Raw genomic sequence first — 13,333 nt, 5'->3', positions numbered from 1 at the left:
AATCTCGAGGTTCCGGGTTCACGCTTCGCGCGCCCCGGAACGACGTCAATCCTGCTGCGCTTCGCTGAACGTCGCGCGGAACGGATGACCCGGATAGACGCCGACGATGCGGAATTCGCGCGAGAAGAATTTCAGCTCCTCGATCGCAAACGCAAGGCCCTTGTCCTCGGGGTGGCCGTCGACGTCGGCATAAAACTGCGTGGCGAAGAAATTGCCGTCGACCATGTAGCTCTCGAGCTTGGTCATGTTGACGCCGTTGGTGGCGAAGCCGCCGAGTGCCTTGTAGAGCGCGGCCGGCAAGTTGCGCACGCGGAAGACAAATGTGGTGACCAGCGGGCCGGAGCCTTGCGCCGCCCATTTCGGCTCGCGCGCCAGCACCACGAAGCGCGTGGTGTTGTGGGACTCGTCCTCGATGTCCTCGGCGAGGATGTCGAGGCCGTAGATCTTGGCAGCGAGGCGGGAGGCGATCGCGGCCACCGTCTTGTCGTTGCGTTCCGAGATGTCGCGGGCGCTGCCGGCGGTGTCGGCATGCACGATACCCTTGATGCCGAGCTTGCGGATGATGCGCCGGCACTGGCCGAGCGCATGGACATGGCTCTCGACGCTCTTGATGTCCTCGAGCTTGGTCCCCTTCACCGCCATCAATTGATGGCGCACGGGCAGGAACCATTCGCCGATGATGAAGAGGCCGGAGGCCGGCAGGAGATGATGAATGTCGGCGACGCGGCCGGCGACCGAATTCTCGATCGGGATCATGCCGAGATCGGCTTCGCCCGACGAGATCGCCGACAGCGCGTCCTCGAAGGTGGCGCAGGGCATCGGCTCGGCGTCGGGGTAGGCCTCGACGATGGCGATGTGGGAATTGGCTCCGGGCTCGCCCTGGAATGCGATCTTCATCTTGCTCATGACGGGCCTTGTAACAGCGGCTCAGGATTTGGAAAGGATGCTGCGGGCGGTTTCCAAGTCCGCCGGCGTGTCGACCCCGCGGGGGACGGTGTCGACGATGGTGAAGTCGATGCGCATTCCCGCCTCGAGCGCCCGGAGCTGTTCGAGCTTCTCCTGCAATTCCAGCGGCGAGGGCGGCAGCGAAACGTAGCGCTCCAGCGCGGCGCGGCGATAGGCGTAGAGGCCGATATGGTGGTAGCGCGGTCCGTCGCCGGTCGGCGCCGTGGCGCGGGTGAAATAAAGTGCACGCATGCGCTTGCCGCCGAGCGAGGTTCCGATCGCCTTCACGACGCTCGGGGCGAGGTCCTCCTCCTCGGTGTGGATCTGCGAGGCCAGTGTCGCGATGTCCACGGCCGGGTCCTGCAGCGGCGGCAGCACCTCGCGGATGTTGTCGATCGTGATCGTCGGGAAATCCCCCTGCAGATTGACCACGATCTCGGCCTTGCCGTCCGGATCGAGCTTCTGCATGGCCTCGTGGATGCGGTCGGAGCCAGAGGGGTGTGTGGGGCCCGTCATCACCGCCTCGCCGCCATGGGCGGTGACGACGGAGGCGATCTCGGCGGTATCGGTCGCGACCGCGACCCGGCCGATGGCGGCGGCCTCGGCGCGGCGCATCACGTGGACGATCATCGGCAGGCCCGCGATATCGGCGAGCGGCTTGCCGGGCAGGCGGGTGGCGGCCATTCGGGCCGGGATCAGCACCAGGATGCGGGGGTCGATCATTGGGTCCAAAGGTCTGGGGTCAAGAGCCTGAAAACGGGGCGTTTTCCGCGCCGAGAAATGGAGTGGGGACGAGCCGCAAGCGGGGTCGCTTATACGGGTTGCCAGACCCCGGGCAAACCGATATCTCAATGGCAAAACTCGGGGAAACAATAAGGAACGTTTGATTCTCCCGAGGCTCGTCCTGGCGGCCGCCCGGCCGCTCGATCCTTCTTGCGGTGTGGGGCCTGGCCGGAAATGGACTCTTTCGAACTCAATAAAATTCTCGGTGCCGTGCTCGGCACCTGTCTCATCCTGCTGGTGACGAGCTTCACCGCGAGCGCGCTGTTCTCGCCCAAGATGCCGGAAAAGCCGGGCTTCGAGATCGCCGTGAAAGAAGATGCCGGTCACGGCAAGGAAGGCGGCGCTGCCGCGGCAGCCTCCGAGCCGATCGAAAAGCTGCTCCAGACCGCCTCCGTCGAGAAGGGCGCTGCCGCCGCCAAGAAGTGCGGCGCCTGCCATACCTTCGAGAAGGGTGGCCCGAATCGCGTCGGTCCGAACCTCTATGGGGTCGTCGGCGAGAAGCGGGGTGAGGGCCGCAACGGCTTCAACTTCTCCGCTGCCATGAAGGGCAAGGGCGGCACCTGGACTTTCGACGACCTCAACAAGTTCATCGCCAATCCGAAGGGCTTCATCCCGGGCACCGCGATGGGCTTCGCCGGTATCCCCAAGGATTCCGAGCGCGCCGACGTCATTGCCTATCTGAATTCGCTGTCGGAGCATCCGCAGCCGCTGCCGACCGCGTCGAAGTAAGGCTTCAGAACCTGTCTTGGAATATGCGGCCAGGTTGAGAAGCCTGGCCGTTTCCTTATCCGGGCCTCGCGATGACGTTATCGGGGCGTTTGGCCGCATCCGGCAGGCCATCCGACCTTCCAAGATGAGGAAAAAGCAACATATTCGGTCGAAACCTCGCCTATATTGGGAACTTAAAGGAGTAGCCTCCTTCAAGACAGGGATGTTGATTTGGCCATTACCCGACGCGATCTCCTGCTCACCGGCACTGCTGCTGCAGCGCTTCCCGTCCTCGGTTCCGCAGCGGGGCTCCCCGTCGTCGGTGCAGCGCAGGCGCAGTCTTCGAATGAGCTGCCTTGGCGCCATGCGCTATCGTTGTTCGGCAAGGTCAAATATCCCGCCGACTTCAAGCGCTTCGACTACGTCAATCCGGACGCGCCCAAAGGCGGCGTCGCCCGCCAGATTGCCGTCGGCACCTTCGACAATTTCAACATCGTGGTCTCAGGTGTGAAGGGGCAGGTCGCCGGTGCCGTCGCCTTCATCTACGAATCCCTCACGGCGGCCGCGCTCGACGAGGTCTCGACCGAATACGGCGCGCTGGCCGAGGCCGTCAGCCATCCGGACGATTTCTCCTTCGTCACATACCGCTTGCGGCCGCAAGCCAAATGGCACGACGGCAAGCCGGTCACCGCCGATGACGTGATCTTCTCGCTCGATTCCTTCAAGAAGCACCACCCGATGTACTCGGCCTATTACAGCCATGTGGTGAAGGCCGAGAAGCTCAGTGAGCGCGAGGTGAAGTTCGTGTTCGACGCGCCGGGCAATCGCGAACTGCCGCAGATCGTCGGGCAGCTCATCGTGCTGCCGAAGCACTGGTGGGAAGGAACGGACGCGCAGGGCCGCAAGCGCGATGTCTCCACCACCACGCTCGAAGTGCCGCTCGGCTCGGGTCCCTACAAGATCAAGGACTTCGTTGCAGGGCGCTCCATCGCGTTGGAGCGCGTCAAGGACTATTGGGGCCGCGACCTGCCTGCCAATGTGGGCCGCAACAATTTCGATGAGCTGCGCTACGAATATTTCCGCGACGCCACCGTGGCGATCGAGGCTTTCAAGGCCGACCAGGTCGATTGGCGTACCGAGAACAGCGCGAAGAGCTGGGCGACGGCCTACGATTTCCCGGCCGTGAGCGAAAAGCGCGTGATCCTCGAGGAATTCGCCAATCGCAGCTCGGGCGTGATGCAGGCCTTCGTGCCGAACCTGCGCCGTGCCAAGTTCAGTGATCCCCGCGTGCGGCGTGCGCTCAACTATGCGTTCGACTTCGAGGAGATGAACAAGCAGATCTTCTTCGGCCAGTACAAGCGCATCAGCAGCTATTTCGACGGTATCGACGAGCTCATGGCGACCGGCTTGCCGCAAGGCAAGGAGCTCGAGATCCTCGAAACCGTCCGTGCCCAGGTCCCGCCCGAAGTCTTCACCACCGCCTACAGCAATCCGGTCGGCGGCAGTCCGGAAGCCGTGCGCGACAATCTGCGCGAGGCGCTGCGCCTGTTCAAGGAGGCCGGCTACGAGGTGCGCGATCGCAAGCTGATCGACGTCAAGACCGGCACCCAGTTCTCCCTCGAATTGCTCAATTCGGATCCGAGCTTCGAGCGGATCACGCTGTTCTACAAGCCGTCTCTGGAGCGGCTCGGCATTGCCGTCAGCGTGCGGTCGGTCGACCCGACCCAGTACGAAAACAGGACGCGCGAGTGGGATTTCGACATCGTCACCAACTCGTGGGGCGAGTCGCAGTCGCCGGGCAACGAGCAGCGCGAGTTCTGGTCGTCCAAGACAGCCGACATCGCCGGCTCGCGCAACATTGCCGGCATCAAGAATCCGGCCGTCGACAAGCTGATCGAGCGATTGATCTACGCGACCGATCGCGATGATCTCGTCGCGGCCACCAAGGCGCTGGACCGTGTGCTGCTGTGGAATCACTACGTCGTGCCGCAGTGGACCTACAACAAGGTGCGCACCGCGCGTTGGGATCGCTTCGGTCGGCCGGCCGAATTGCCCAAATACGGTCAGTCCGGCTTTCCGTTCATCTGGTGGTACGACGCAGACAAGGCGGCGCGGATCGCAAAGAAGTCGTGAAGGATAGTCCCCGCATGACGCAGATGTCACGCCGCCATGTGCTGGCCCTGGGTGTCGGCGGCGCCTTTGGGGCGTCGCTGTTGCGTGGCGCGCAGGCATCAGAAGCCGGCGGAGAGGCGCACGGCATCTCGGCATTCGGCGATCTCAAATATCCCGCCGACTTCCACCATTTCGACTACGTCAATCTCGACGCGCCGAAGGGCGGCACGTTCTCGCTGATCCCCTCGGTGCGCGCCTATAACCAGTCCTACCAGACTTTCAACTCGCTCAACGCCTTCATCCTGAAGGGCGACGGCGCGCAAGGCATGGACATGACCTTCGCGCCGCTGATGGTGCGCGCGAACGACGAGCCCGATGCGATGTACGGGCTTGCCGCCAGATCGGTGAGGATATCGCCGGACAAGCTGGTCTATCGCTTCACGATGCGGCCGGAGGCGAAATTTCACGACGGCACGAAGCTCACCGCGCACGATGCGGCGTTTTCGCTGACGGCGCTGAAGACCAAGGGACATCCGCTGATCATCGTGCAGCTGCGCGACATGGTCAGTGCCGAAGCTCTCGACGATGCGACGCTTGTTGTCACCTTCGCCAAGGGGCGGGCGCGCGATGTACCGCTCTATGCCGCGAGCTTGCCGATCTTCTCCAAGGCGTATTATGCGACCCGGCCCTTCGATGAATCGTCTCTTGAGGTCCCGCTCGGCTCAGGTCCCTACAAGGTCGGCAAGTTCGAAGTCAATCGCTACATCGAGTATGAGCGGGTGAAGGACTGGTGGGCCGCCGATCTGCCGCCCTGCCGCGGTACCTATAATTTCGACGTCGTGCGCTATGAGTTCTATCGCGACCGCGACGTGGCTTTCGAGGGGTTCACCGGCAAGAACTATCTCTATCGGGAAGAGTTCACCTCCCGCATTTGGGCGACGCGCTATGACTTCGCGGCCGTGAAAGATGGCCGCGTCAAGCTTGAAGTCGTGCCCGACGATACGCCGTCCGGCGCGCAGGGCTGGTTCATCAACACGCGGCGTGAAAAGTTCAGGGATCCGCGCGTCCGCGAGGCCTTGATCAATGCCTTCGACTTCGAGTGGACCAACAAGACCATCATGTACGGCGCTTATGCCCGTACGGTGTCGCCGTTCCAGAATTCCGATCTTATGGCGAGCAGCGGACCTCCGTCACCGGAAGAGCTGAAGTTGCTCGAGCCCTTCCGCGGTCAGATTCCCGACGAAGTGTTCGCTACGTCCTTCACGCCCCCCGCTTCCGACGGCTCCGGGCAGGACCGCGCTCTCCTGCGCAAGTCGCAGCAATTGCTCAACGACGCCGGCTTTCCGATCAAGGATGGCAAGCGAATGCTGCCGAGCGGAGAGGTGTTCAAGATCGAATTCCTGGCGGAGGAACCTTCGCTTCAGCCGCATCACGCGCCGTATATCAAGAACCTGGGCACGCTCGGCATCGAGGCAAGCCTCCGTCTCGTCGATGCCGTGCAATATCGCGCGCGCGTGGAGGATTTCGACTTCGACATGACGATCCAGCGCTTCAGCATGTCGGCAACTCCAGGCGATGCCATGCGCGCGTTCTTCTCGTCGCAGGTCGCGGCCACCAAGGGCTCGTACAATTTGGCCGGCGTCGCAAGCCCGGCGATCGATGCCATGATCGAGAAGATCATGGCCGCCGACAGCCGCGAGGAGTTGACCTCGGCCTGCCGCGCCTTCGATCGCTTGTTCCGCGCCGGCCGCTATTGGGTGCCGCAATGGTATAGCAAGACGCACCGGCTGGCCTATTGGGATCAGTTCGGCCGTCCGCAGAAGCTCCCGCGCTATGCCAATGGCGTCGGGGCCCCCGAAATCTGGTGGTCCGACCGCGCCAAGGCGGCCAAGCTCGAGCAGGCGAAATAGTCATGAGCGCCTATATCGCCCGCCGCATCCTCCTGATGATTCCGACGCTGCTCGGAATCCTCTTCGTTTCCTTCGTCGTCGTCCAGTTCGCGCCGGGTGGCCCGGTCGAACGCGTCATCGCGCAGCTCTCGGGCGCCGATACCGGCGGCACCTCGCGTATTTCGGGCGGCGGCGATTTTGCTCAGCGTGCGCCGGGGCAGCTGGGGGCCGGTGCCGACGCCATCAACTCGAAATACCGCGGTGCGCAGGGGCTGGACCCCGATTTCATCAAGAAGCTGGAGGTGCAGTTCGGTTTCGACAAGCCGGCACCTGAACGCTTCGCACTGATGGTGTGGAATTTCGCCCGCTTCGACTTCGGCAAGAGCTATTTCCGCGACGTCAGCGTGATCCAGCTGATCAAGGAGAAGCTGCCGGTCTCGATCTCGCTCGGCTTGTGGCTGACGCTGATCACCTATCTGATCTCGATCCCGCTCGGTATCCGCAAGGCGGTGAAGGACGGCTCGCGCTTCGACACCTGGACGTCGACCGTCCTCGTGCTGGGCTACGCGATTCCAGGCTTCCTGTTCGCGATCCTCCTGATCATCCTGTTTGCGGGCGGCTCCTTCTTCAACTGGTTCCCGCTGCGCGGGCTGACGTCGGACGGCTGGTCGCAATTTCCCTGGTACTGGAAGATCATCGATTACTTCTGGCACCTGACGCTGCCGCTCATCGCCATGGGGCTGGGTGCCTTCACCACCATGGCGTTCCTGACCAAAAACTCGTTCCTGGACGAGATCCGCAAGCAATACGTGATGACGGCTCGCGCAAAGGGCTGCAGCGAGAATCAGGTGCTCTATGGCCACGTCTTCCGCAACGCGATGTTGATCGTGATCGCGGGCTTTCCCAGCACCTTCATCCACGCCTTCTTTTCCGGCTCGCTTCTGATCGAAACCATCTTCTCACTGGACGGGCTGGGATTGCTCAGCTTCGAGAGCGTGCTCAACCGTGACTACCCGGTCGTGTTCGGCACGCTCTACATCTTTTCGCTCGTCGGCCTCGTGATCAATCTGATCTCGGACCTGACCTATATGTGGATCGATCCACGGATCGATTTCGAGGCGCGGGAGGTCTGATGACGATCGCCGCGCCGACCCCGATCGAGACCACGACCCAGTCGCCGCTGGGCGAGGTCGTTCCGATCACCCGCAAGCCCTTCGTGCCTTCGCCGCTCAACAGGCGGCGCTGGCAGAACTTCAAGGCCAACCGGCGCGGCTATTGGTCGTTCTGGATCTTCATGATCCTGTTCGTGGTGTCGCTGTTCGCCGAGCTGATCGCCAATGATCGGCCGTTCCTGATCAAGTATGACGGTCACCTCTACTGGCCTTCCATTGCTACTTATTCGGAGACGACATTCGGAGGCGACTTCGAAACCGCGGCCGACTACCGCGATCCCTATTTGCAGAAGCTGATCAGGGACAAGGGCGGCAGCATCGTCTGGCCGCTGATCCGCTACTCCTACGACACTCACAATCTCGACCTGCCGACGCCGGCGCCGTCGCCGCCGACCTGGATGCTGACCGAGAAGCAGTGCCAGCCGGTGGTGGAGAAGAAGGGGCTGAAGAGCTGCCGCGATCTCGAATATAACTGGCTGGGAACGGACGATCAGGGCCGCGACGTCGTCGCGCGGCTGATCTACGGCTTCCGCATCTCGGTGCTGTTCGGCCTCTGCTTGACCATCGTCTCCTCCGTCGTCGGCATCGCGGCGGGCGCAGTGCAGGGCTATTTCGGCGGCTGGACCGATCTGTTATTCCAGCGCTTCATCGAGATATGGACCGCGATCCCTGCGCTTTACCTGCTGCTGATCCTGTCGTCGGTGCTCGTGCCGGGTTTCTTCGTTCTTCTCGGCATCCTGCTGCTGTTTTCCTGGGTATCATTGGTCGGACTCGTGCGCGCGGAATTTCTGCGTGGACGCAATTTCGAATACATCCAGGCGGCGCGGGCGCTCGGCGTGTCGAACGCCGTCATCATGTTCCGGCATTTGCTGCCGAACGCGATGGTCGCGACCATGACGTTCTTGCCCTTCATCGTGTCGAGCTCGGTGATGACGCTGACGGCCCTCGACTTCCTCGGTTTCGGACTGCCGCCCGGCTCGCCGTCGCTCGGTGAGCTCCTGTCGCAGGGCAAGTCCAACGTGCAGGCCCCCTGGCTCGGCTTCTCCGGCTTTTTCTCGGTCGCGATCATGCTGTCGCTCCTGATCTTCATCGGCGAAGCGGTGCGCGACGCCTTCGATCCGCGCAAGACGTTCAGGTAAGGTCATGGACGCGATCAACCAGCCCCTGCTCAGCGTGCGCGATCTCTCGGTGGCCTTCCACCAGGGCGGCGCCACCACGCTCGCGGTCGACAAGGTCTCGTTCCAGATCAAGCGCGGCGAATGCCTGGCGCTGGTCGGCGAATCCGGCTCCGGCAAGTCCGTCAGCGCGCTCTCGATATTGAAGCTGCTGCCCTATCCGAATGCGTCGCATCCCTCGGGGAGCATCCGCTTCAAGGGACAGGAGCTGATCGACCGCTCCGAGCAGCAGATGCGGGAGATCAGAGGCAGCGATATCTCCATCATCTTCCAGGAGCCGATGACCTCGCTCAATCCGCTGCACACGATCGAAGCGCAGATCGGCGAGATCATCCAGCTGCACAATCCGACCAGCAATGCGCAGGCGCGCAAGCGGACGCTGGAGCTGCTGACGCAGGTCGGCATTCCCGAGCCCGAAACGCGGCTGAACAGCTATCCGCATCAGCTGTCCGGCGGCCAGCGCCAGCGCGTGATGATCGCGATGGCGCTCGCCAACGAGCCGGACCTGTTGATCGCGGACGAGCCGACCACGGCGCTCGACGTCACCGTGCAGGCGCAGATCCTGGCGCTGCTCGCCGAGATCCGCTCGCGGCTCGGCATGAGCCTGCTCTTCATCACCCACGATCTCGGCATCGTGCGCCGCATTGCCGACACCGTCTGCGTCATGAAGGGCGGCGTGATCGTGGAGCAGGGGCCGGTCGAGCAGGTCTTCAAGACCCCGAAGCATCCCTATACGCGCGACCTGCTCGCAGCGGAGCCGAAACCAGATCCGGCGCCGCCGCAGCCGGATGCGCCGGTGGTGATGTCGGCGGACGATCTGAAGGTCTGGTTTCCGATCAAGCGCGGCCTGATGCGCAAGACGGTCGGCCACATCAAGGCGGTCGACGGCGTCAGCGTCGCCGTGCGCAAGGGCGAGACGCTCGGCGTGGTCGGCGAGTCCGGCTCGGGCAAAACCACGCTGGGTCTCGCATTGCTGCGCCTGATCTCCTCGAATGGCCGCATTGTGTTCCTGGGGAAAGACATCCAGGGCCTGCGCTTCAAGGAGATGCGCCCCTTCCGGCGCGACATGCAGATCGTTTTCCAGGATCCGTTCGGCTCGCTCTCGCCGCGCATGTCGGTCGCCGACATCATCGCCGAAGGTCTCTCCGTGCATCAGCCGAAGCTGTCGCGCGAGGAGCGCGAGGCGCGCGTCGTCAAGGCGCTGGAAGACGTCGGGCTGAAGCCCGACACGCGCTACCGCTATCCCCACGAATTCTCCGGCGGCCAGCGCCAGCGCATCTCGATCGCACGTGCGGTGGTGCTGGAGCCGGATTTCGTCGTGCTGGACGAGCCGACCAGCGCGCTCGACATGCTGTTCCAGGCGCAGATGGTCGATCTGCTCCGCGAGCTCCAGCGCAAGCGCGATCTCACCTACATGTTCATCTCGCACGATCTGCGCGTCGTCGCCTCGCTCGCCAGCCACCTGATCGTGATGCGAGGCGGCAAGGTGGTCGAAGAGGGGCAGGCCGCCGAGCTGTTCAAGAATCCGAAGACGGACTACACGCGCGCGCTGTTTGCGGCGGCGTTCCGGCTGGAGACGGCGGGCAACGGGGCGGTGGCGACGTAAGCCCCGTCACAGCCGCTTGATCGCGACAACCTCGCTGCCAGCCTGCCTGATCCGTGCAATTGCCAGCTCGATCGGCTCAATCGCCGTCGCCATGTGATGCGCGTTGGCGTGAACCATAGTGCTGGCGTCGCGCACGACGGCGACATGGCCCTTCCAGAAGATCAGGTCGCCGCGCTGCAAGCTGCCCCGTTCACGCGGCTCCAGTGCGCGGCCGAGCCCGGCCAGCTGCATGTCGCTGTCGCGCGGGCAGCCGATCCCCGCTGCCGTCAGCGAGACCTGGACCAGGCCGGAGCAATCGATGCCAAGACTGCTCTTGCCGCCCCAGAGATAGGGCGTGCCGACGAAGCGCTCGGCGACCGCGACGAAGTCCGGTTCGCGATGATCGAGCGGGGCGAGATGTGCCTTCGTCAGATATTTGCCGTCGCGCGTTATGGCGAAGCTGCCGTCTTCGCGCGCCATCGCGAGCTTGGATCCCATCACGAGCGTCTCGGCCGGCGGCAGCTTGATCGAGGGGCCGGGGAAGGCAAAGGTCCTGAGCGCGCTGACCACGTGAGTTGGCGCAGCCGACGGCCTCACGAGCGCTGCTTCCGGCAGCCAGCCGACATAGCCGTCGCCATTGAGCTGGCCCCATGCCCAACCCTCGCCGTTGCGGTCGTAGACCGTGACGCGCTCGCCGCGTAGCGCTTCCGTCATCAGCATTGCGTTCGAGGACGGCTGCTCGCGTACCGGTGCGACCGGCTCGACCACCTCGAATTCCTCGCCGGTGACGAAGCGATCCGCCTGTACCTCGCCTTCGAGATATTTCGCGGCGAGGTCGCCTCGGGCCGGGGTTATGCGCGGATCATGCATAGCGCTCGCTCAGCAAGGTGTAGATGGCGCGCGCGGCCTGGCACTCGCCGCCCTCGGGACGTGCAGGCTTGGCCGATGGCGTCCAGCCGTAGATATCGACATGAAGCCAGCTGCCGGCATGCTCGACGAAGCGTTGCAGGAACAGTGCGCAGGTGATCGAGCCGGCAAAGCCGCCTGACGGCGCGTTGGTGATGGTGGCGGTCTTGGAATCCAGCCACGCATCGTAAGGCGGCCACAGCGGCATGCGCCACAACGGATCGTTCTCCTTCACCGCGCAACGCGCGAGGTCTGCGGCAAGGGTCTCATCATTGGTGTAAAAGGGCGGTAAATCCGGTCCCAGCGCGACGCGTGCAGCACCGGTGAGGGTGCCCAGATCGATCAGCAGGTCGGGCTTCTCCTCGTCGGCCAGTGCCAACGCGTCGGCGAGCACCAGGCGGCCTTCGGCATCCGTATTGCCGATCTCCACCGTGACGCCCTTGCGCGATGTGAAGATATCGAGCGGACGGAAGGCATTGCCGGCGACCGCGTTCTCCACCGCCGGGATCAGCACGCGCAGCCGCACCTTCAGCCTCGCATCCATCACCATGCGCGCCAGTGCCAGCACATTGGCGGCGCCGCCCATGTCCTTCTTCATGATCAGCATGCCGCTCGACGGTTTCAGGTCGAGCCCGCCGGTGTCGAAGCAGACGCCCTTGCCGACCAGCGTCACCTTGGGATGATCAGGATTGCCCCAGCCGATGTCGATCAGCCGCGGCGCGCGACTGGAAGCCATGCCGACGGCGTGGATCAGCGGAAAATGCTTCTCCAGCTCATCGCCGATGGTGCAGGCAAAGCTTGCTCCGAATTCGGCGGCCAGCGCTTGCGCGGCGGCGGCGAGTTCCTCCGGGCCCATGTCGTTGGATGGGGTGTTGATGAGGTCGCGCGCCAGCATCGCGGCCTTGGCGATCCGATCGATCTCGGCGGCATCGACGCCGTCAGGCGGCACCAGCCGGACGTCGGGCCTGTCCGCCTTGCGGTAGCGCGCGAAGCGGTAGCAACCCAGTGCGAAGGCGAGCGCCGCCAGCCGCGCATCGTGTGATGCATTGGCAAAGCGATAAGTGCCCGGCGGCAGAAGCCCGGGCAGGGCGCCGGGCCGGAACAGATCACGCGACCTCGCACCCTCGTCCTCGAGGCCGAACAGCACCTGGGCCACCGCGCCGTCGGGCGCAGGCAGCGCCAGATATGCGCCCGGCTTGGCGGTGAAGGCACATGCGGTGGCGAACTGCCGCTGCTGCGGCGGCAGCTGCTCGGCGACGTGATCCCAGCTCGATTTGGTGGCGAAGAGGATCGGGGTGGCAGTGGATGAGGTCTCGAAGACAGAGGACATTGGCGGGTCCGGATCGTCGGATCAAACGGGTCATGCGAACGGACGAGACTTCGCAGAGTTTCGCCGCGGCTGCAATCGGCTTTGCTGTCACCGTTCGGCGAGCCGCTACTCGCAGCAAGGCGCCCATGCTAGGTTCCGGCAACGGCCGCCAGGGATGAGAAATCGGGCGGCCGACGACAAAGCGCGCCGGGAGGACATGCAATGGAATTTGTGTGGAGCGTGGCCACATTCATCGGCCAGGCCATCGAGGTGATCTTCGGCTATGTCGAGCATCACCATTGGATATTCGCGTTCCTTGCCGGCGGCTACGTGTTCTATCTCCACGACCGCTCCGTCCACGCGCGGTTCGATGCGCTCGACAGGCGTATCGACGAAATCCGCAAGCGGCTCGCCATCGAGTATTGATCCCGGCGAGACGAAATCATCGTCGCATCGATCCCGTATCGCCCGCTGAGAACTGCCGTTCACGAGAGCATGGCCACAGGTGCTTTACTGGCACTGCGGTTGCGGCACTATTGCGCCGCGCGATCTCGCGCGCGGCGCGTGCAGGCCGCTGGATGAATTCCGTGGCAGGCGGTTGGGCGACCGTGATGACGTCCTGCGCCAGCTGCCGGCCCCGCCAGGCGACGGCGTCGACCCTCGACGGCGGGCGCGACAAAGGCAGCAATTGCTGCGGGACCTGCCGGGCAGGGGCGTTAACCGGCCGTTAGGGTTAACAGTCTATTGCT

At 63.8% G+C, this 13,333-nt stretch carries 11 protein-coding genes; 7 read left to right on the top strand and 4 right to left on the bottom strand.

Annotated elements, in window-relative coordinates; all coding sequences use genetic code 11:
• Positions 1-45: 45 nt before the first annotated feature.
• Together CO669_RS11960 and CO669_RS11955 are read right to left on the bottom strand one after the other, a co-directional pair.
• On the bottom strand, positions 46-906 hold the full coding sequence (locus tag CO669_RS11960; RefSeq protein WP_097659999.1) for a prephenate dehydratase: 861 nt from the start codon (positions 904-906) through the stop codon (positions 46-48).
• Positions 907-927: 21 nt separating this feature from the next.
• Positions 928-1,668, bottom strand: coding sequence for a 3-deoxy-manno-octulosonate cytidylyltransferase (locus CO669_RS11955; RefSeq protein WP_097659998.1), 741 nt, complete (start codon positions 1,666-1,668; stop codon positions 928-930).
• Between the two features lie 234 nt (positions 1,669-1,902).
• Here CO669_RS11955 and CO669_RS11950 point away from each other — a divergent pair, with 234 nt between their 5' ends.
• The 6 genes from CO669_RS11950 to CO669_RS11925 all read left to right on the top strand — a co-directional run bounded on the left by CO669_RS11950 (position 1,903) and on the right by CO669_RS11925 (position 10,390).
• Positions 1,903-2,457, top strand: coding sequence for a c-type cytochrome (locus tag CO669_RS11950; protein ID WP_097659997.1), 555 nt, complete (start codon positions 1,903-1,905; stop codon positions 2,455-2,457).
• Between the two features lie 210 nt (positions 2,458-2,667).
• Entirely contained in the window at positions 2,668-4,569 is a 1,902-nt protein-coding gene (locus CO669_RS11945; RefSeq protein ID WP_097659996.1) for an extracellular solute-binding protein, read from the top strand.
• Between the two features lie 14 nt (positions 4,570-4,583).
• Complete coding sequence (locus CO669_RS11940) at positions 4,584-6,458, top strand: extracellular solute-binding protein (protein ID WP_097659995.1); 1,875 nt, start codon at positions 4,584-4,586, stop codon at positions 6,456-6,458.
• Between the two features lie 2 nt (positions 6,459-6,460).
• Positions 6,461-7,570 (top strand): microcin C ABC transporter permease YejB, encoded by a 1,110-nt coding sequence (locus CO669_RS11935; RefSeq protein WP_097659994.1) that lies wholly within the window; start codon positions 6,461-6,463, stop codon positions 7,568-7,570.
• A complete protein-coding gene (locus CO669_RS11930; RefSeq protein WP_097659993.1) occupies positions 7,570-8,748 on the top strand; it encodes an ABC transporter permease in 1,179 nt (392 codons plus the stop codon). The genes CO669_RS11935 and CO669_RS11930 overlap by 1 nt, the downstream gene beginning before the upstream one ends.
• Before the next feature lie 4 nt (positions 8,749-8,752).
• Positions 8,753-10,390 carry an ABC transporter ATP-binding protein gene (locus tag CO669_RS11925; RefSeq protein ID WP_097659992.1) on the top strand — a complete coding sequence of 546 codons (1,638 nt, stop codon included), beginning with the start codon at positions 8,753-8,755 and terminating at the stop codon, positions 10,388-10,390.
• Positions 10,391-10,396: 6 nt separating this feature from the next.
• On the opposite strand, the gene CO669_RS11920 is transcribed toward CO669_RS11925, so the two are convergent.
• Positions 10,397-11,239 (bottom strand): C40 family peptidase, encoded by an 843-nt coding sequence (locus CO669_RS11920; protein WP_097659991.1) that lies wholly within the window; start codon positions 11,237-11,239, stop codon positions 10,397-10,399.
• Positions 11,232-12,605 carry a leucyl aminopeptidase family protein gene (locus CO669_RS11915; RefSeq protein WP_097659990.1) on the bottom strand — a complete coding sequence of 458 codons (1,374 nt, stop codon included), beginning with the start codon at positions 12,603-12,605 and terminating at the stop codon, positions 11,232-11,234. Before CO669_RS11915 ends, CO669_RS11920 begins: the two co-directional genes overlap by 8 nt.
• Before the next feature lie 201 nt (positions 12,606-12,806).
• On the opposite strand from CO669_RS11915, the gene CO669_RS11910 reads away from it, so the two are divergent.
• Positions 12,807-13,010, top strand: coding sequence for a hypothetical protein (locus CO669_RS11910; RefSeq protein WP_097659989.1), 204 nt, complete (start codon positions 12,807-12,809; stop codon positions 13,008-13,010).
• The last annotated feature ends 323 nt before the right edge of the window (positions 13,011-13,333 follow it).

This window comes from Bradyrhizobium sp. Y36 (assembly GCF_002531575.1).
Classification (GTDB): Bacteria; Pseudomonadota; Alphaproteobacteria; order Rhizobiales; family Xanthobacteraceae; genus Bradyrhizobium.
Note: the sequence above shows the minus strand (reverse complement) of the source record. Positions and strands in the feature narration are given on the sequence as shown.